Origin of the sequence: Shewanella khirikhana (assembly GCF_003957745.1) — a bacterium.
GTDB classification, from domain to species: Bacteria; Pseudomonadota; Gammaproteobacteria; order Enterobacterales; family Shewanellaceae; genus Shewanella; species Shewanella khirikhana.
The window spans coordinates 2,063,792-2,083,324 of the sequence record NZ_CP020373.1; the positions used below are offsets into that span (position 1 = coordinate 2,063,792).

A 19,533-nucleotide genomic window follows, 5' to 3' on the forward strand; every position below is an offset into this window, starting at 1 on the left:
TTTACGGATGTTAACGATATATGCAACGATGGGTCAATGGGGTGAACAAGATTTTGTTCACCCCGCTTAATTTATGCAACAGAGGAAGACTTCACCAGGCTGGAGATCAATGCCCTCAACGCGGCGGGTTTAACCATCTTGGCCATGTAGTGATAACCGCGGCGCTGCACATCCTCCACCAGATCCTTGCGGGTGTTGGCGGTAATGAGGATCCCCGGCAAATGCTCGCCATAGAGCGAACGAATACCGTCCATGGCATCCACCCCATTCTGGCCATCGTCCAGATGGTAATCGGCCAGCACTATGTCGGGGGCAACGCCCTTCAGACCAAGCTTGATACGGGCATCGCCAAGGTCACGGGCACAAATCACCTCGCACTGCCAGCGTCTGAGAAGGCTTTCAAGGCCGGCAAGAATGGCTTCTTCGTTATCGATACAAAGCACCTTTACCCCAGCCAGCGGCTGCAATACCGCGGGGCGGCGGGCAGGCATCGGAGTCGAGATAGTTTTCCCAAGGGGCACGCAGATAGAAAACACCGAGCCACGCCCCAGCACAGAAGCCACCTTGATATCATGGCCCAGTACCTTGCTGATACGATCGGCAATGGCAAGCCCCAGCCCCAGGCCACTCACACCCTTGCTTTGCGGATTGGCGAGACGTTTGAATTCTTTAAAAATTTCATGCAGCTCGGTTTCATCTATGCCACAGCCGGTGTCCAGCACCTGAATTTCAAGCTCACCCGGACGATGACGACAACCCAGCAGCACCCGGCCACCGCGGGCATAGCGGTAGGCATTGGTGAGAAAGTTTTGCAGCACCCTTCTCAGCAGCGCCGGATCAGAGTTGACCGTGGCGCTGGACGATACCATGGTGAAGCGGATTTGATTGTCCTTGCCCATGGCATCGAACTCCACCGCGAGCCCCGAAAGAATTTCCGACACTGAAAAGTCGCGCCGGTTTACTTCCACCATCCCGGAATCCAGCTTGGAAATGTCCAAAAGATCGGTAAGCAGCTCTCCGGCAATTTTCAGCGAGCTGTTAACGTGGGATAGGGTGGTGCGCGCCTCGTCATCGAGGTTGGTGTACTGGGAGAGCGACGCGGTAAAGAGCCTTGCGGCATTGAGCGGCTGCATCAGGTCGTGGCCCACGGCGGCAAGGAAACGGCTCTTTGAGGCGTTGGCCATTTCTTCCTGGGCCTTGGCTTCCAGCAGCTGGCTGTTGAGCATGGCAAGCTCGTAGGTGCGCTCTTTTACCCGCGACTCCAGGGTCTCGTTGGCATCCTTGAGCGCCCGCTCCTGAGCCCGGTACTGGGTAATGTCGGTAAAGGTCATCACAAAACCGCCATCGGGCATGGGGTTACCCTGAATTTTGATGACCTTGCCGTCGCTGCGCTCCCGCTCCGAGGTGTGAGGCGTGCCATCTCGCATATGCTGCACCCGCCGCTCCACCTGATCTTCTATGTCGCCGACACCGCAATAGCCGCGGGCGGCATTAAAGCGCACCACTTCACTGATGGGCATGCCAGCCTGTAAAAAGTCTTCCGGGTACTGATAGAGCTCGCTGTAACGGGCGTTCCAGGCAACCAGATTCAGATCCTTATCGACAACGCTGATGCCCTCGTAGGCATGCTCGATGGCGCCGCGCAAAATCTCCTGACTCAACATCACCTTGGAGGAGGCTTCATCCACTAAAGAGAGCACTTCGTCGAGGGCCAGATCCCGCCCGGCAATCACCGAATCGAGCACCAGCGCGGCACTGGAAGCGCCAAGCACCCCAGAGAGCATGTGTTCTGCATGGGCAATCAGCTCAGGGCTTGCGGCCTTATTCCAGCTTTCGTGGTTCACCGCCTCCGCCGAGAAGCGACTGAAACTTTGATAGGCACGGGTGGGGCTGACAAAGCGGCTGGCAAGGATCAGCAGCTCCTGCTGCGAGATAGGCCCGGTTTTGCGGCCGCCGGCGCCCTTAAGCTCACCGGGGGAGACGAAGCTGCTCGCCTGAATACGTTCCACCACCCCGGCGCGAAACCACAGCGAGCCCAGAATGTAAAACATGGTGTTGACCATCAGCGCCAGCAGGGTATCGCTCACATTGGGGCTGATATAGGACAGCAGCCAGACATCGGACAGTCCGGCGCTGGCAAGACGCTCGCCTGCACCTTGCAGCAGCACCCAAATCCACAAGCCAAAACCGGCGCCAAGGCCGAGAAACACCCCACCGCGGTTACCGTGTTTCCAGTAAAGGCCGCCGACCAGGGCCGGTGCCAGCTGGGCAAAAGCGCCAAACGCCAGCATCCCCAGATGCGCCAGCGAGTCGCTGTCGGCCAGATACAAAAACGACAAATAACCAATGCCAAGAATAAGCACAATGGCCAGACGACGGGCGTTCAAGAGAAACTGCGAAAACTGCGCAAAGTTCTTTTCGCGGATGCGACCGCCTCTAAGCATCAGCGGCACCAGCCACTCGTTGCTGACCATGATGGAAATGGTCACCACCGCCACTATCACCATGCCGGTCGCGGCCGAGAGGGTTCCAAGCAGCGCCACCACAGCCAGCCAGTCGGCGCCGATAAACAGCGGCATATTGATGACATAGGTATCGGCTGGCACGCTGTCGCCCAGCAGCAACTTGCCGGACAGTGCAAGTGGCGCCACAAAGAGACCAAACAGGGCAATATAAATCGGGAAAATCCAGCGGCCCCGGCTCAGGGTCTTTTCGCTGGCACACTCCACCACCATCACGTGGAACTGGCGCGGCATACACAAAAAGGCCGCAATCCCCACCACCAAATCCGGCAGTATGGTTTCGAGCCTGAGCTTGGGATGCTCAATCAGATTGGCCGACAGCGCCTGATCCCAAATATCGCCAAAGCCGCCAAACACCCCAAAACTGATGACAATGCCCACTAACAGAAAGGCGGCAATTTTCACCAAAGATTCAAAGGCAATGGCGAGCATCATCCCCGGGTTGTGTTCGGTGGCATCGAGTTTGCGGGTACCAAACAGGATGGCAAACACCGCCAGCACCACGGAGATGATCAGCGCCACACTTATCCCATCAAGGGGCTTGCCCTCTGGCTGGAACAAATTGAGCGACGCCACCATGGCTTTCAGCTGCAGCGCGATATAGGGCATGATGCCAAAGAGGGCTATCAGGGTAACCAGTGCCGCAAGTACCTGGGATTTGCCGTAGCGGGCGGCAATAAAGTCGGCCACCGAGGTGATATTTTGCGCCTTGGACACCACCACCATTTTGCGCAGCATGCCAAAGCCAAGGGTAAAAATCAGTATGGGTCCGAGGAAGATGGGCAGAAAGGACCAGAGGTCACCGGCGGATTGCCCCACAGTGCCCAAAAAGCTCCATGACGAGCAGTACACCGCCAGACTCAGGCCATAAATCCAGGTTTGCAGTTTTTTGGTAACACCGCTGAACCAGCGCTCTGCGCCCCACGCCAGCAGGAACAACAGAAACACGTAAAAAACCGCAATCACGGCGACAAAGAGGGTCAGATTCATAGTATGCTCATTTTTTTAACCCATTGTGCCTCGAAATCTGCGGGAAATCCAGCCAACAAACAAGGCGCAACAGGCTAAAAAATAAGGAAAAAAACAAACTAGACCAAGGTCTAATAGTGTGACGCGGGCCCGATGCCCATACTCGAAGCCACGCAACAAATTATAAAAAGGGAAGCCCTATGAGCACGCAGTCTCTCTACTCAGTGCCTGCCGACATTGCACAAAACTCACTGGTAAACAACGAACAATATCAGAAGATGTACCAGGAATCCGTTTCCAACCCTGAGGGTTTCTGGGGAGAGCAAGCCAAGCGCATCGACTGGATAAAGCCATTTACCCAGGTCAAAGACACTTCCTACGACGACCAGAATCTGTATATCAAATGGTTCCACGATGGCACCCTGAACGCATCCGCCAACTGCCTTGACCGCCATCTGGCCACCAAGGGCGATGATATCGCCATCATCTGGGAAGGCGATGATGCCAGCGAACAGCGCAAAGTCACCTACCGTGAGCTGCACGGTGAAGTGTGCCGCTTTGCCAACGCCCTGAAAGCACAAGGCGTGCAAAAAGGCGATGTGGTAACCATCTATATGCCCATGGTGGTTGAAGCCACAGTTGCCATGTTGGCCTGTGCCCGCATTGGCGCCATCCACTCAGTGGTGTTTGGTGGTTTCTCACCTGACTCCATCGCTTCCCGCGTGATTGATGGCAAATCCAAGGTACTGATAACCGCCGATGAAGGCGTGCGTGGCGGCCGTAAAATTCCGCTTAAGGGCAACATCGATGAAGCACTGAACCGCCCTGAAGTTACCACAGTGGAAACCGTGATTGTGCTTAAGCGCACCGGTGGCAATGTCGACTGGCAGCAAGGCCGGGATGTGTGGTGGCACGATGTGATAGCAAGCGTATCTGATGACTGCCCCGCCGAAGAAATGGGCGCTGAAGATCCACTGTTTTTGCTGTACACCTCAGGCTCTACCGGTAACCCCAAGGGCGTGTTGCACACCACAGGTGGTTATATGGTGTACGCCTCCATGACCCACGAATATGTGTTCGATTACAAGCCAGGCGAAGTGTACTGGTGTACCGCCGATGTGGGCTGGATCACCGGCCACAGCTATATGGTTTATGGTCCGCTGGCCAATGGTGCCACCATCCTCATCCATGAAGGCATTCCAAACTACCCAAGCCCTGCCCGTCTGGGTGAGATTGTCGACCGTCATCAGGTTAACATCCTCTACACAGCGCCGACCCTTATCCGCGCCCTGATGGCCGAAGGCAAGCAGCATTTCGACAACTTCGATGGCAAGTCACTGCGCATCATGGGTTCGGTGGGCGAGCCTATCAACCCCGAAGCCTGGCGCTGGTACCACGAAGTTATTGGTCACGAGCATTGCCCGATTGTGGACACCTGGTGGCAAACCGAAACCGGCGGCATCCTGATCACCCCACTGCCCGGCGCTACCGACACCAAACCCGGTTCGGCCACCCGCCCCTTCTTTGGCGTGCAGCCAGCACTGGTTGACAACGAAGGCAACATCCTCGAAGGCGCCACCGAAGGCAACCTGGTATTGCTGGACTCCTGGCCTGGGCAGATGCGCACCGTGTATGGCGATCACGAGCGCTTCGTGCTGACCTACTTCAAAACCTTCCGTGGCATGTATTTCACCGGTGACGGTGCCCGCCGTGACGAAGATGGTTACTACTGGATCACCGGCCGTGTGGATGATGTGATTAACGTATCCGGCCACCGCCTCGGCACCGCTGAAGTGGAAAGCGCCCTCGTAGCCCACGATCTGGTGGCAGAAGCCGCTGTTGTGGGTTACCCGCACGACATCAAGGGCCAGGGCATCTATGCCTACGTGACCCTGACCAAGGGCACCGAAGCCACTGAAGAGCTGCGTCAGGAGCTGCGTCAGTGGGTGCGTAAAGAAATCGGCGCCCTGGCAACACCGGATCTTATCCAGTGGGCCTCAGGTCTGCCAAAGACCCGTTCAGGCAAAATCATGCGCCGTTTCCTGCGTAAGATTGCGGCAAACGAAATCACCAACCTGGGCGATTCTTCTACCCTGGCGGATCCATCGGTTATCGACACCCTTATCGAGAGCCGCTTGAACCGCGCTGACTAACCAACCTCAGTCTTCTCCTCAAGTTTGGCCCCTGTTTCAGGGGCCTTTTTTATCTGTCCCTGTTCGCCAGGTTTCAGCCACACCCCGATTGCTGCTACACTCGCCCTACCCCGTGTCTGCTCAACTCCCATGTCCCATGACGCAACGCCCATGACGACCAAGCCTAAGCCCACAATCCAACTTCGCGATTATCAGCAAGATGCCATCGACGCCGCGCTTAACCACTTTCGTCACAGTCGCGACTCGGCGGTGCTGGTGTTGCCCACAGGCGCCGGAAAAAGCCTGGTGATTGCAGAGCTTGCCCGCATTGCCAAAGGCCGGGTGCTGGTGCTGACCCACGTGAAGGAGTTGGTGGCACAAAATGCAGAGAAAGTGGCAGTGCTGGCAGGCGAAGGCAGCATTTATTCCGCCGGACTTGGCGAGAAAGACAGCAGCGGTAAAACCGTAATTGCAGGGATCCAATCGGCGGCCCGTAATCCGCAGGCCTTCAGCGAGCCCTTTTCACTGGTGATCATCGATGAGTGCCACCGGGTGAGCCTCGACAGCAACAGCCAGTACCACAGCCTGTTTGCCGCCCTTAAGGCCAATAACCCCAAGCTACTGCTGCTGGGCCTTACCGCCACCCCCTATCGGCTCGGCGAAGGCTACATCTATAAGCGCCACATCCACGGCCACGTGGGCAATCCAGACAAAGCCGTTTTTGATGTCTGCATTTACGACTTGCCGATGCGGGTATTGATTAAAAGGGGCTTTTTAACACCACCAAGGCTGCTTGATGGCCTTGCAGCCCAGTACAACTTCGACAGCCTTATCCCAAAAGACGACGCCGACTATTCAGAGGCTGAAGTCAACGCAGTCCTGAACCAGAGCGGCCGTGCCACCACCGCGATTGTGGAGCAGTTAGCTGGCCTGGCGTCAGCCAAACGGGGCATCATTATCTTTGCCGCCACGGTACGCCACGCCAAGGAAGTGCTGAAACTGCTTGAGAAAAATGGCGCCGAGCCGCCGCTTAGCGCCGCGCTTATTACCGCCGATACCCCGGCCGATGAACGAGACCGAATTATCGATGACTTTAAGGCCGAGCGGCTGCAGTTTCTGGTCAATGTGTCTGTACTCACCACGGGCTTCGATGCGCCCCATGTGGACCTGATTGCCATTTTGCGCCCCACCGCGTCTGTCAGTCTGTTTCAGCAGATGGTAGGCCGTGGTCTTAGGCTGTTTCCCGGCAAAAGCGAGTGCCTTATCCTCGATTACGCCGCCAATGGCTTCAGTCTGTTCCACCCCGAAGTGGGTAAGCCCAGACCCGACAGCAAAAGTGTGCCTGTGCAGGTGCCTTGTCCGGCCTGCGGCTTTGCCAACCTGTTTTGGGGCAAGACAGATGCTGACGGCGACATAGTCGAGCATTACGGGCGCCGCTGTCAGGGACTTCTGGAAGATGGCAACCAGTGTGATTTTCGCTACCGGGCACGCATCTGCCCTGACTGCGGCATTGAAAACGATATCGCTGCCCGAATATGCCGAGGCTGCGACTCCGCCTTGGTGGACCCAGATAAGCACTTAAAAGCCGTGCTGTCCCACAAGCACCATCATTTGTTCAAAGTGGCGGATATGCTGCTTGAAGCGAGCGATGAGGGGCTGACGATTATCTATCAGGACATGGATGGCAACAGCTTTAACGAGCGCTTTAAACTGGCGACCGATGGCCAGCGCAAGGCACTGTTTGCCGCCTTCCTGCTCAGGCACCAAAGAGCGCCCGGCATTAAGCTGCCCAAATACAGGGATGCCGGCGCCATCGTAGCCGACAAGGACAAGTTTCGTGCCCCGGACATGCTGCTGTTGAAAAAGACCAAGTTTGGCTGGCAACTTATCGACAAATTCTTTGATTATCGGGGCAAATATCAGACGGGCGCACGTTTTGCACTCTGATCCTGCCTATCCCAATATCAAATCCCGGTGGCCTGTGTTATAAAAGCCCCAAGCTAAACTCCAAAGGAGCCTACATGTACGTTGTAATTTTTGGCCGTCCCGGCTGCCCTTACTGTGTTCGCGCCGAGCAACTGTGCGAGCAGCTTGCCGAAAAACGTGAAGACTTCCGCTTCCGCTACGTGGATATCCACGCCGAAGGGATCAGCAAAGAAGATCTGTCCAAGACTGTTGGCAAACCGGTAGAAACCGTGCCACAGATTTTTGTAGACAAAACCCACGTGGGTGGCTGCACCGATTTCGAAGCCTACGTGCGCGAAAACAATCTGCTGGATTGATTTTACAGGTCTTTTTAAGCCCGCCATCCGGCGGGCTTTTTATTTGGCAAGCACCGGGCTTGGTTGGCGCCCTCTGCTGCAGTAGCCACGCAACCTTATTGGCACGGCGCACGGTTAACAGCTAAGCTGGAACCATGACAGCGCGAGGAACTGCCAATGGATCCCATGCTTGCCACCATCATAGAAAAGGTCTCCAACACCCGTGGAGAGGCCTTTTTCAACAGCATTACCCTCGCCCTGCACGATGCCATCCACGCCGATTACACCTTCGTTGCCACCCTGGATAAGGAACAATATTGCTCCAATACCCTGGCACTGGTGGCCGATGGTGCCCTGGTAGACAACATCTCCTATTCCCTCGCTGATACCCCCTGCGCCAATGCCGCCGATGACTCTGTATGTTGCTACCGCGCCAATGTCGCCGCCAGCTTTCCAAACGACAAGCTGTTGAAAGACATGCAAATCGAAGGTTACCTCGGCACGCCGCTGCACGACCTTTAAGGCGAAGTGATGGGCATTATCGTCGCCCTGTATCGACGGCCCATTGAAGATGAAGCTCGGGTGCTGGAGCTGTTTAAACTCTTCTCTGGCCGCATTGAGGCCGAACTTGACCGCCTTTCCCATGAAAGACTGCTGGAAAGGGCCAATCAGCAGCTAGAGTCGAAAGTGGCTGAGCGCACAGCGCATCTTGATAAGGTTATCAGTGAGCTTAAAGACGCCCAGGAGCGGCTTGTAGAGTCAGAGAAAATGGCCGCCATGGGTAATCTGGTGGCCGGGCTTGCCCATGAGGTCAATACACCGCTCGGTGTTGCCATTACCAGCCACAGCGTGCTCAGTGAGCAGCGCGATGCCCTTCGCACCCATTATCAAAGTGGTGAGCTATCAACCGAAGAGCTGGACGAATACCTAGAGACGACCGACAGTGCGCTGATGCTGCTCGATGTGAACCTGCACCGGGCGGTGGAACTGGTGGAAAGCTTTAAGCGCACCGCCGCCGACCAACACTGTGCCGACAAAGAGCTGATTAACCTTGCCCAGTATTACCGCCAGGTACTGCTGGCACTGAAGCCCCTGCTCAAATCGGTGCAGGCCAAAGCCAGTATTCACATCCCCGAAGACTGGAACCTGACGACCATCCCCGGAGTACACTCCCAAACCCTGACCAATTTGCTCAGTAACAGCGTGATGCACGCCTTCGATGCCGGCACGGATAATAAGATAGAGATCAGCGGTGAGCGCCTTGCCGATGGCAACTATTGCATTCACTACCGGGACAACGGCAAGGGCCTGAGCCCCGAAGCCAGGAAGCACATCTTTGAGCCCTTTTGCACCACGGCACGCACCAAAGGCGGCATAGGTCTTGGGATGAGTATTGTATTTAACTTGGTTAATCAGCAGCTTGGCGGAAAAATCATTCTGCCCGCCAGTGAAAGGGGCTTTGCCTTGGATATGGTGTTTCCGGATCTTGGCGAAGGTTAGAGCACCTGCGCAAGGGAGTGAATTGCTGCCCAAAGGCTTCCACAAACGCATTGGCTAAGCCCTGGCTCATAATAAACTCATAGCAAAAAAGCGAACCCGAGGGTTCGCTTTTTCATGTAGCAGATATGGCTATCAGAGTACGTACTTGGCCGAGAAAATCACCCGGTTCAGGTCGCCATCCACGCCATTTTCCTTGCTGTTGGTGGCATACATGTATTCCACACCGAAGGTCAGTGGCTTACTTGGCGAGTAAAGCAGGTTCACATAGGCCGACATGGCGTCCTTGTTAACGTTCTCACCGGTCAAATCAACATGGTTGTCCGCTTTCATGCCAGAGAGGGTGAAGCTTGAGCGCCACTGCTCATTCCACCAGTGACGGTAAGAAATAAAGCCGCCGTATGAGCCGATGGTTTCAATCTTGCCATTGGCATCCAGCGCGCCGGCGTTGGCGTAGTTCAGCGCAAAGTAACGGCCAAGGCCCTCACCCCAGGTGGCGGTGAATTTAAGATCATCCTTGCCGACCGGGATCACACCGGCGAAGCTTGCGCCGTAACCCATGGCAGAATCGTCATAGGTGCCCTGCTCGATATTCAGCTGACGACCGATAGCGGCCAGCGAGAACGAGGCGCCACCTTCGGTCTTGAAGTTATAGCGGGCCACCACATCGGGCATCATGCCGCTGCCGCTGGTGATGCGGGCACCGGTAGCGTTGGCGCTGAGGGTGGTTTCCGGGTTTTCCAGTGCAAACTGGAAGCCGCCATTGGTATAGCGAACCTGTGCCTGACGCACGAAGGGCGTACCGTCAGCCGCGCCTACGAAATCGAGGTTTTCAGGCAAGGCGCCTGGGTTTTGGAAAGTGGTCCAGGTTTGACCCACTGTCCAGTTGTCGTAGCTGACAAAGGCGTGGCGAATACGGGGCGAGTAGCTGTTGGATACACGCTCGTTGCCGTCAGTGTGGGTCATAAAGTCGAGTTCGATAAAGCCAGACAGTTTATGGCCATCGAGATCGGTAACTGTTTTGAAGTTAAATCGGGTTTCGCGGGCTTGGAAATCAACAACTTGTTTGCCATTGCCGGCGGTACCATAAATGGTGCCGGGGACATAAAACTGACGGGAAAGATTGCCGGAATCCGGTGCGCCGTTACTGTAATCGCTGAACATCACATCGGCTTTAATGTAACCACCAAACTTAAAGTCGGTTTTGCCAACTTCAGCCGCAGCGCTGCCTGCCATCGCCATAAGGGCGGTTGCCAGTGCAATTGAGACTGGTGCTTGTTTCATGCTCGTTGCTCCCTGATTGTTATTATTAATCTGAGGCACTATGAACAATTTGTTAACGCTTAAATATTAGCAATAGGTCTATGAGACAAAAGTAGAAAAGGGAGAGCTGAAGCAGGAAGATGGTGGGTCGTGAAGGATTCGAACCTTCGACCAATTGGTTAAAAGCCAACTGCTCTACCGACTGAGCTAACGACCCATCTGGGTGCGATATCGCGAAAGGTTCACTTCGAGGAAGTGGTGGGTCGTGAAGGATTCGAACCTTCGACCAATTGGTTAAAAGCCAACTGCTCTACCGACTGAGCTAACGACCCATCTGGTGCGATACTGCGAATTGTTCACTTCAAGGAAGTGGTGGGTCGTGAAGGATTCGAACCTTCGACCAATTGGTTAAAAGCCAACTGCTCTACCGACTGAGCTAACGACCCAACTTGAGGTGCGGTGCCTGGGGAATGTTCGCTGTAAGCGAGTGGTGGGTCGTGAAGGATTCGAACCTTCGACCAATTGGTTAAAAGCCAACTGCTCTACCGACTGAGCTAACGACCCGTCCCGGGATTTACCGCTGAATGCCACTTCGAAGGAAGTGGTGGGTCGTGAAGGATTCGAACCTTCGACCAATTGGTTAAAAGCCAACTGCTCTACCGACTGAGCTAACGACCCAAATTTTGATACAGTGCCCCACACGAGTGGTGGGTCGTGAAGGATTCGAACCTTCGACCAATTGGTTAAAAGCCAACTGCTCTACCGACTGAGCTAACGACCCGCTCGACACTGCTTTGATCTCACCACCACCGGAAGTGGTGGGTCGTGAAGGATTCGAACCTTCGACCAATTGGTTAAAAGCCAACTGCTCTACCGACTGAGCTAACGACCCGGAGATCCGGCGTTCTGGAGTTTGGTGGGTCGTGAAGGATTCGAACCTTCGACCAATTGGTTAAAAGCCAACTGCTCTACCGACTGAGCTAACGACCCATTCCAGATTGCCCTCAACACTGCCTTGGCTGCGCTGAGGGCGCCTATAATACCTTTTTCAGTTATCCATGCAAGCGTAAATTCCCGAAACTTTTGCCGTTTGCATGAAAAACAGCCCAAGAGACTGTTTTATGTATTAAAACCGTTTAAAGGGCGTTCAATTGCTGCTGTGCAATGCGGGCAGCAGCGCTGTTTGCGTACTCTTTTACCACCTTACGATAGAGGTTTTTAGCCCCTACGGTATCGCCCTTTTTCTCGGCAATCAGACCCAGCTTCACCAGGCTGTCACCACGCTTGCTGGAATCAGGATATTTCTCCACCACTACGGTGAAGGCGCCGCGGGCGTCGTCCAGCTCGTTCTTATTATAGAGCAGCTGTCCGAGCCAGTAGTTGGCGTTGTCGGTGTAGTTGGAACCCGGGTACTGTTTGATGAAACCACGGAAAGCCGTGATGGCGTCGTCGTACTTGCGCTCTTTGAGCACCAGATTGATAGCCTTTTCATAGGCAGCGGTTTCGTTGAGCGAGGCTTCCACCGCCACAGTGCCCGCTTGAGCAGCCGGAGTTTGGCTTGCCGCAACCGCTGCACCTGCACTGGCAGCAACAGCCGGTTTCGCCGCAGGGGCTGCCTGCAGATTGGCTATCTCTTCATAGAGCTTGCGCTGACGCTCAAGCATCTGGTTGATTTGATAGTTCTGCTGCTCAGTCTGACCACGCAGATCCAGCACTTCCTGCTGCAGGGCATCCAGGCGGCGCTGCATGTCGAAATCAGTCTGCTGCTTGGCTTTTAAAATACGCTCAAGCTTGGCAATGCGCTCATCGGCACTGCCGCCACCAATGTCTTCCACCGGCGCGGCGGCCATGGCCTGCCCCGCCACCAAGAGTGCTGTCAGTAATACGCTTTTTTTCATCAATCCTTACCCGTTATTGACCTCAGTACACCAATACCGCACGGCGGTTACGTGAGAAGCTCTCGTCGCTGCGGGACAGATCCTGTGGCTTTTCTTCACCGTAGCTGACAATGCTCATCTGTGAAGGCTGAACACCCATGGACTGCAGGTACTTGGCCACGGCCTTGGCACGGCGCTCGCCCAGGGCGATGTTGTACTCAGGGGTACCGCGCTCGTCTGAGTGACCTTCAATCAGAATGCTCACAGAAGGGTTTTCCAGCAGATAGTTACCGTGGGCCAGCAGGATGTCGGCGGCCAGCGGTGATACTTCACTGCGGTCAAAGTCGAAGTAGATGATGTTTTCGCGGCGCAGTTCTTCCTGCTTCATACGCATCTGCTCTTCGGGGCTCATCACACCCGCCACGCTGCCGGTTTCCACGCCGCCTACACCGGCGCCGCTGCCATTGCCGCCAATGCTGCTGGATGAGCCGCTGGCGTCGGTGGCTGAATCGGTAGAACTACAGGCAGACAGAGCCATAATCGGCGCCACTACCAACAGAGTTTTGAGCAGTTTATTCAATTCCATTTTAAAATCCTTAAATCAATCAATATGATAATTCGGTTACAGGAAGGGCGACCAGGCTGGTGATTTCACTTCACCCTGGCCAACCGGCAATCTTGCCTTGAAACGTCCGTCCGTAGACACGGCAGCGAGCACCTGCCGGCCCTGATGCGTGGTGCCATAAATCACCATGGTGCCATTGGGCGCCACGCTGGGGGATTCGTCCAGACGGGTCGAGGTCAACACTTGCATGAAACGGGTTTCCAGATCCATGCGGGCAATGTTAAAGCGGCCGTTGGTACGATTCACAAAAATCATGTTGCGACCATCAGGAGTGATTGAGCCACCAAGGTTCCACTCGCCATCGAAGGTCAAACGGGTGAGCTTGCCAGAATCCAGCCCCACCTTATACAACTGCGGACGACCACCACGCTCGGAGGTGATCAGCAGCGACTTGCCATCGGGGAACCAGCTTGGCTCGGTATCAATGGCATAGTGATTGGTAATGCGGCGAATGGCCTTGGTGGCAATGTCGATGGTGTAGATTTCACTCTGACCATCTTTGGACAAGGTCACAGCCAGGGTCTTGCCATCGGGCGAGAAGCTTGGCGCACCATTGATGCCGGGGAAGCTCGAAACCTTGATACGCTCCTGGCTGAAGATATCCTGCACGAAAATCTCCGCCTTGCGGTTTTCAAAGCTCACATAAGCCAGACGGCGGCCATCGGGAGACCAGGATGGCGACATCAAAGGCTCGGGTGAGCGCAGCAACATCTGCTCATTGTAACCATCATAATCGGCCACCATCAGGCGATATGGCGATTTTTCACCATGGTTAACAACCACATAAGCGATACGGGTTAAGAAGGCGCCGCGAATGCCGGTGAGCTTCTCATAAACGATATCGCTGATGCGGTGGCCGTACTGACGAAACTGCGCTGCGGTGATCACCGTCTGGCGGCTGTCGAGCAGCAAGTCCTGCTTGTTCACCGGGCCCTGACCACCGAGCTGGGCTTTAAGCAAATCGACCAGATCGAAAGTCACCAGATACTGATCCGGGCCATAAGGCTTGATGGCGCCCATGACCGCCGCTTCGGCGTTAACACCAGTCCACTTCTGCGGCGCAAATTCAGCCAGGGTGGCAATGCCGTTTTGTGGCAGACCCAAATTGTCGAGCACCTTAAAGGTGCCGCTGCGGGTTAAGTCAGACTGCACTACGTCCGAGATTTGCGATGGCACAGGACCTGTCCCCTGCCAAACAAAGGGAACCACCACGATAGGCCGGGCTGCATCCACCCCTTCGGTGATAACGATATCCAGTGCGGCCTTCACGGGCAAAGACAAGGCTGCCAGTACCAGCAGCGCCCACTTTCCGATGATCTTCATGAAACTCCTTTAGATTTCCGGTTGCACGGTCAAATTGATTTCTTTCATCAGCTGATACACCTCAGGCTCTGGCGACACCGGCAGGCGTCCGGCCTTGGTAATGGCAGCCTTGGCGGCGCGGCAGACCACGCCATCCCCTTCTCTCGCTTCGGCTGTGGTGACAAAACCGTCGCTGGCGAGACGAATAAACATTTTGCAGCTCTTGCCGCGCATCGACTCATCCACCACCAGGTGGCGCTGAATAGTCGCCTTGATCATGGCGGTGTATCTGTCACGCTCAGACACCAGCTGACGGCTTCGGGCGGCGTTAATGGTGGCCTGCTCGGCAGCCATCATGTCAGCCAGCTCCTGCTCCCGACGTTTGGCGTCTTCGGCGGCCTTACGCTTGGCCTCTTCTTCAGCTTTGCGTTTGGCTTCGGCTTCTTTACGCTTGCGCTCTTCTTCCGCTTTGCGCTTGCGCTCCTCTTCGGCCTTCTTGGCCGCGGCTTCTTCAGCCTTACGTTTCTCTTCGGCTTTCTTGGCGGCCTCTTCGGCGGCCTTGCGCTCAGATTCTTTGCGGGCCCGTTCCTCTTCCGCTTTTTTGGCGTCAGCTTTGGCCTGCTCTTCTTTGCGCTTGGCGTCTTCAATCGCCTTTTGGGTTTCGATTTCTTTTTGCTTGCGCTCAGTTTCGAGTTGTTTCAGCCTGGCCTGCTCTTGCTCGCGGGCCTTTTTGGCTTCGTCGGCTTTACGCTCAAGCTCTGCCTGGCGGGCCTGCTCGCGGCGCTCTGCGTCACGTTTTTCCTGCTTTATCTTTTCCGCCGCAGCGGCCACCTTTTGCTGATCCACCAGCACCGCCTGTACAGGGGCGGCAGCGGCAGGTTCAGGGGTTTCAAGTTTGGTGGTGAAAAAATCCAGCGCTCCCAGTGCCAACACCAGAATAAGGCCTATGTGCACTGCCAGTGAAATAGCCACTGGCAGGGTTAAGCTGGAATGAGACTTCTTAGCGGCCACCCTGTTACTTCTCCTGTGGCGAGTCCGTCATTAACCCCACCGAAGGCACGCCGGCCTGCTGCAGGGCAACCATCAATTGGATCACGTCTTCGTAGGGAATGGTGCGATCGGCTTTTACCACCACGGGACGCTCGGGCTCCAGAGATATCACGGCGGCAACCTGAGTTGCAACGTCTTCCAGTGTCAGCACGTCTTTGTCGCTGCTGCCACTGCCAATATCCAGGTAGTAGTCACCGTTGGCATCGATGGAGGCCACCACCGGTGGCTTGCTGTCGGTTGACAAAGCCTCGGCTTCGCCTGTCGGCAGGTCAACCTTCACCCCTTGAGTCACAATGGGCGCCGTCGCCATAAAGATGATCAGCAGTACCAGCATCACGTCGATATAAGGCACGACGTTGATTTCCGCCACGGGCCGGCGCCGCTTGCGCTGGTATCCGTGCATTAGGCTGTCTCCTTCTCGGCATAGGCCTGACGGTGCAGAATGCTGGAGAACTCTTCCATAAAGTTCACGTAGGCGCCTTCCAGTTTTTCCACATCGGTGGAGAAACGGTTATAGAAAATCACCGCCGGGATAGCGGCTGCCAGACCCATGGCCGTGGCAATCAGGGCTTCGGCAATGGCCGGCGCAACGATACCCAGAGTCGGGTTTTGCACCGCGCCCAGTGCGATAAAGGCGTTCATAATACCCCACACAGTACCAAAAAGGCCGATGTATGGGCTGGTTGAACCTATGGTTGCCAGGAGTGGCAGGTGGTTTTCAAGCTTTTCTAGCTCACGGGACAGGGTTACCCGCATGGCGCGGTAAGTACCGTCCATCACGGCGCCTGGCACCCGGGCAGACAGACGCGACAGCCGCGAATACTCTTTAAAGCCGGTGACAAACATGGCTTCGAGGCCGGTATTGGCTTCACCGCGGGCAGACAGCTCCTGATACAGGCGATTAAGATCAACCCCAGACCAGAACTTGTCTTCAAATTTGAGTGAGCGGGCCTTGGCAGCTTTCAGCAGATTGCGGCGCTGTAAAATCACCGCCCAGGAAAGCACCGAAAGGCCCACCAGGATCAGCATTACCAGCTTGACCAGTAAGCTCGCCTGTAAAAAGAGTCCCAGAAAAGAAATATCAGCGTGCACCTTGTGTTAACTCCTGCGCAATATGGGGTGGAATGGCATGGGGCCGCATCTTTGACAATGCCACGCAGGCAACCACTATGTGTCCCTCGCAGTAACAGGTGCCGGCCTCATCCAGAAGTCGTTGTTCGAAAACCATGGAGGCTTTCTTCATTTCTATGACAGCGGAATGCACAAAAAGATTCTGCTCAAAGCGTGCGGCCTTACGAAATTCAATCTCGGCCCGTTTCACCACAAAGGCGATATCCTCGGCAAGCAGCGCCGTTTGGCTGATCCCGAGTGCCCTGAGCCATTCGCTGCGGGCTCGCTCGAAAAAATTCAAATAGTTGGAGTGGTACACCACCCCACCGGCATCGGTATCTTCGTAATAAACGGAAATCGGCCACACAAACATGGGAAATGCGCACAAATCCTTTGATAAAAGTGAGGCCTACTATACCTATCCATGTCCGGATTGTGAATGGCTGCCACTGCGGCAACTGTAAAGAAAAATAAATGATAAAAGGGGCCGAAGCCCCTTGTATCAACGCGTTTTTTGTGCGTTTTGCGCTCAGAGCTTCTCTGGCAAAGTCAGACCGAAGTTCTGCCACAGGAAGGCATAAATATCGGCAAACTCGGCAATCTGCATTGAGGTTGGTTTACCGGCGCCGTGGCCGGCCTTGGACTCGATGCGCATAATCACCGGCGCCTCACCCTGCTGTTTGGCCTGCAGCATGGCGCCAAACTTGAAGCTGTGCAGCGGCACCACGCGATCGTCATGATCGGCGGTCATCACCATAGTGGCAGGATAAGCCTGCTGCTTCACATTGTGATAAGGCGAGTAAGCCAGCAGATAGGGGAAGTCCGCGGCATTGTCAGCACTGCCGTATTCCGCAGTCCAGGCCCAGCCGATGGTAAACTTTTGGAAGCGCAGCATATCCAGTACACCCACGGCAGGCAGGATGGCGGCGAACAGATCGGGACGCTGGGTAACGGCAGCGCCCATCAACAGACCTCCGTTGCTGCGACCGTAAGCGCCAAGTTTGCCGCTGTTGGTGTAGTTTTCGCTGATAAGGTATTCGGCGGCGGCAAAGTAGTCGTCAAACACATTCTGCTTTTTACCGAACATACCGGCCTTGTGCCACTCTTCACCATATTCGCTGCCACCACGAAGCGCAGGTACGGCGTAGATGCCGCCCATATCCAGCCAGGCAATGGTAGCCGGGCTGAAGCGTGGGGTCATGGAGATGGAGAATCCGCCGTAGGCATACAGGAGTGTCGGGTTGTTGCCGTCTTTTTTCAGCCCCTTCTTGTAGCTCACCAGCATAGGAATGCGGGTGCCGTCTTTACTGGAGTAAAACACCTGCTCAGACACATAATCATCTGGGTTGAACGAGACCTTGGGCGCGCTGAACAGCTCGTTGGTGCCCTTGTTCAAGTCATACTTGTAAATGGTTTGCGGCTGCACGTAGCTGTTGAACACGTAATAGAAGTAAGGCTTGCTGGCCTTGCCATAGGGACCGGCAATTTTTCCCTTGCCTGGCAGCGGCACATCTTCACGCTTAACGCCATCCAGATTGTAGATGGACAGCTGACCCAATACGTCATGCAGGTAGCTCACCACCAGATGTTCACTGATGATGCTGACGGCAGCAATAGGATCCTGACTTTCCGGCACTATGGTACGCCATTTGTCTTTGCCGGGCTTGCGGGTATCTACGGCAATGATACGGCCTTTAGGGGCATCAAGGTCGGTCTTGAAGTAGAACACTGGGCCTTCGTTGCCAAGGAACTGATACTCGGCTTCAAGCTCGCTCATCAGTTCAACCACTTTCAGGCTGCGATCTTTAAGCGGCTTGTAAAAGAAGCGGTTGCGGCTGTCGGTGCCTACAGAGATGCTGATGAGCAAAAAGTTGCCATCGTCAGACACTGAAGCTGAGAAGCCCCAATCCGGGTTATCCGGGCGCTCGAACACCAGGGTATCCTTGGCCTGATCGTCGCCCAGACGGTGGAAATACACCTTCTGGTTGTAGTTCACATCCGAGAGGATATCGCCGCCGGCTGGCGCATCGTAACGGGAGTAATACACGCCGCTGTTGTCGTGGTTCCACTCGGCGCGGGAGAATTTGATCCACTTGAGGCTATCGCCCAGCTTACGGCCGCTGGCCACATCGATAAAGGCCCACTCCTGCCAGTCGGAACCTGACTTGGATACACCGTAGGCAAGCGTTTTGCCATCGCCGCTAACAGACACGCCGGACAAGGCCACGGTGCCATCGGCAGAGAGTTTATTAGGGTCCAGCAGCACACGCTCGGCGCCGCCCTTTTCACTCACATAAAGTACGTTTTGCGATTGCAGTCCGTCGTTACGAAAGATGAAGAAATTTTCACCATGCTCGAACGGTGCACCCACTTTTTCGAAGTTCCACAGCTCAGTAATGCGGTCAACCACCACCTGCTTGTTGGGGATCTGTGCCAAATAGTCATCGCCGAACGCCTGCTGGCGTTTTACCCAGTCTTCGGTGGCCGGGCTGTTTTCTTCAAGCCAGCGATAAGGGTCAGCCACTTTGACACCGTGGATTTCTTCAACCACGGCACTGGCTTGTGATGCTGGATAGGCCATGGCGCGGCTATCGGACGCGACGGCCGTGTCTTTTGAATGGCAGCCGCCGAGCCCCAGGGCAAGGCCCAGGGTCAGCAGGCTGAGGGTGCTGATTCTGCTTGTCATTTTTATACATCCTTTGGATTGCGTTGCATTGCCGCTGCCAACTATACCCCCAAATACACCACAGGCAACGGCAAAGCTTTGATGGGGCGAAACTTTGTACAATGGTACTTGTTAATGCTCTCGTAACATGTTCAAGCGATGCAATACGCTTTTTTATGCTCACTGCCTGCTTAAATAACCGTTTTTATGCGTATTATGGCAGTTTGGTGACGGAGATCACTAAAAGTATGATTAGTTTT

15 protein-coding genes and 8 tRNA genes are annotated in these 19,533 nt (G+C 55.2%); 5 read left to right on the plus strand and 18 right to left on the minus strand.

The genetic code is table 11. The features are described 5' to 3' along the window. Positions 1 to 71 precede the first annotated feature (71 nt). Complete coding sequence (locus STH12_RS08975; RefSeq protein ID WP_126167231.1) at positions 72 to 3,512, minus strand: hybrid sensor histidine kinase/response regulator; 3,441 nt, start codon at positions 3,510 to 3,512, stop codon at positions 72 to 74. A 179-nt stretch (positions 3,513 to 3,691) separates the two neighbouring features. Between STH12_RS08975 and acs the strand changes: the two genes are divergently transcribed. The 5 genes from acs to STH12_RS09000 all read left to right on the plus strand — a co-directional run bounded on the left by acs (position 3,692) and on the right by STH12_RS09000 (position 9,384). Then, entirely contained in the window at positions 3,692 to 5,644 is a 1,953-nt protein-coding gene (gene acs, locus STH12_RS08980) for an acetate--CoA ligase (RefSeq protein ID WP_126167232.1), read from the plus strand. A gap of 150 nt (positions 5,645 to 5,794) precedes the next feature. Then, positions 5,795 to 7,570: a DNA repair helicase RadD gene (gene radD / locus STH12_RS08985; protein WP_126167233.1), complete on the plus strand. Its 1,776-nt coding sequence runs from the start codon at positions 5,795 to 5,797 to the stop codon at positions 7,568 to 7,570. 74 nt (positions 7,571 to 7,644) lie between these two features. Further along, on the plus strand, positions 7,645 to 7,905 hold the full coding sequence (locus STH12_RS08990) for a GrxA family glutaredoxin (protein WP_126167234.1): 261 nt from the start codon (positions 7,645 to 7,647) through the stop codon (positions 7,903 to 7,905). A 156-nt stretch (positions 7,906 to 8,061) separates the two neighbouring features. After that, positions 8,062 to 8,406 (plus strand): hypothetical protein, encoded by a 345-nt coding sequence (locus STH12_RS08995; protein WP_126167235.1) that lies wholly within the window; start codon positions 8,062 to 8,064, stop codon positions 8,404 to 8,406. Positions 8,407 to 8,415: 9 nt separating this feature from the next. Continuing rightward, positions 8,416 to 9,384, plus strand: coding sequence for a sensor histidine kinase (locus STH12_RS09000; RefSeq protein WP_126167236.1), 969 nt, complete (start codon positions 8,416 to 8,418; stop codon positions 9,382 to 9,384). 132 nt (positions 9,385 to 9,516) lie between these two features. Here the strand turns inward: STH12_RS09000 and STH12_RS09005 are convergent, their stop codons facing one another. From STH12_RS09005 to STH12_RS09085, 17 genes are all read right to left on the minus strand, one after another. Beyond that, complete coding sequence (locus STH12_RS09005; protein WP_126167237.1) at positions 9,517 to 10,665, minus strand: DcaP family trimeric outer membrane transporter; 1,149 nt, start codon at positions 10,663 to 10,665, stop codon at positions 9,517 to 9,519. A gap of 120 nt (positions 10,666 to 10,785) precedes the next feature. Further along, positions 10,786 to 10,861 (minus strand) — tRNA-Lys (locus STH12_RS09010). A 39-nt stretch (positions 10,862 to 10,900) separates the two neighbouring features. Beyond that, a tRNA-Lys gene (locus tag STH12_RS09015) sits at positions 10,901 to 10,976 on the minus strand. A gap of 38 nt (positions 10,977 to 11,014) precedes the next feature. Beyond that, positions 11,015 to 11,090, minus strand: a tRNA-Lys gene (locus STH12_RS09020). 42 nt (positions 11,091 to 11,132) lie between these two features. Then, positions 11,133 to 11,208, minus strand: a tRNA-Lys gene (locus STH12_RS09025). Between the two features lie 38 nt (positions 11,209 to 11,246). Further along, positions 11,247 to 11,322 (minus strand) — tRNA-Lys (locus STH12_RS09030). Positions 11,323 to 11,349: 27 nt separating this feature from the next. After that, a tRNA-Lys gene (locus STH12_RS09035) sits at positions 11,350 to 11,425 on the minus strand. A 35-nt stretch (positions 11,426 to 11,460) separates the two neighbouring features. Beyond that, positions 11,461 to 11,536: transfer RNA gene (locus STH12_RS09040), tRNA-Lys, on the minus strand. 22 nt (positions 11,537 to 11,558) lie between these two features. Beyond that, positions 11,559 to 11,634: transfer RNA gene (locus STH12_RS09045), tRNA-Lys, on the minus strand. A 146-nt stretch (positions 11,635 to 11,780) separates the two neighbouring features. Beyond that, positions 11,781 to 12,542 (minus strand): tol-pal system protein YbgF, encoded by a 762-nt coding sequence (gene ybgF / locus STH12_RS09050; protein WP_126167238.1) that lies wholly within the window; start codon positions 12,540 to 12,542, stop codon positions 11,781 to 11,783. A gap of 22 nt (positions 12,543 to 12,564) precedes the next feature. Continuing rightward, entirely contained in the window at positions 12,565 to 13,107 is a 543-nt protein-coding gene (gene pal, locus STH12_RS09055) for a peptidoglycan-associated lipoprotein Pal (protein ID WP_126167239.1), read from the minus strand. Positions 13,108 to 13,143: 36 nt separating this feature from the next. Then, positions 13,144 to 14,469 (minus strand): Tol-Pal system beta propeller repeat protein TolB, encoded by a 1,326-nt coding sequence (tolB, locus tag STH12_RS09060; protein WP_126167240.1) that lies wholly within the window; start codon positions 14,467 to 14,469, stop codon positions 13,144 to 13,146. A 9-nt stretch (positions 14,470 to 14,478) separates the two neighbouring features. Continuing rightward, positions 14,479 to 15,459, minus strand: coding sequence for a cell envelope integrity protein TolA (tolA, locus tag STH12_RS09065; RefSeq protein WP_126167241.1), 981 nt, complete (start codon positions 15,457 to 15,459; stop codon positions 14,479 to 14,481). Between the two features lie 4 nt (positions 15,460 to 15,463). Then, entirely contained in the window at positions 15,464 to 15,901 is a 438-nt protein-coding gene (gene tolR, locus STH12_RS09070; RefSeq protein WP_126167242.1) for a protein TolR, read from the minus strand. Further along, positions 15,901 to 16,590: a protein TolQ gene (tolQ, locus tag STH12_RS09075; RefSeq protein ID WP_126167243.1), complete on the minus strand. Its 690-nt coding sequence runs from the start codon at positions 16,588 to 16,590 to the stop codon at positions 15,901 to 15,903. Before tolQ ends, tolR begins: the two co-directional genes overlap by 1 nt. Then, complete coding sequence (ybgC, locus tag STH12_RS09080; RefSeq protein WP_126167244.1) at positions 16,580 to 16,981, minus strand: tol-pal system-associated acyl-CoA thioesterase; 402 nt, start codon at positions 16,979 to 16,981, stop codon at positions 16,580 to 16,582. The genes tolQ and ybgC overlap by 11 nt, the downstream gene beginning before the upstream one ends. A 156-nt stretch (positions 16,982 to 17,137) precedes the next feature. After that, the gene (locus STH12_RS09085; RefSeq protein WP_237158859.1) at positions 17,138 to 19,189 is read right to left on the minus strand and encodes a prolyl oligopeptidase family serine peptidase; all 2,052 of its coding nucleotides are present in this window, start codon (positions 19,187 to 19,189) and stop codon (positions 17,138 to 17,140) included. Positions 19,190 to 19,533: the final 344 nt, after the last annotated feature.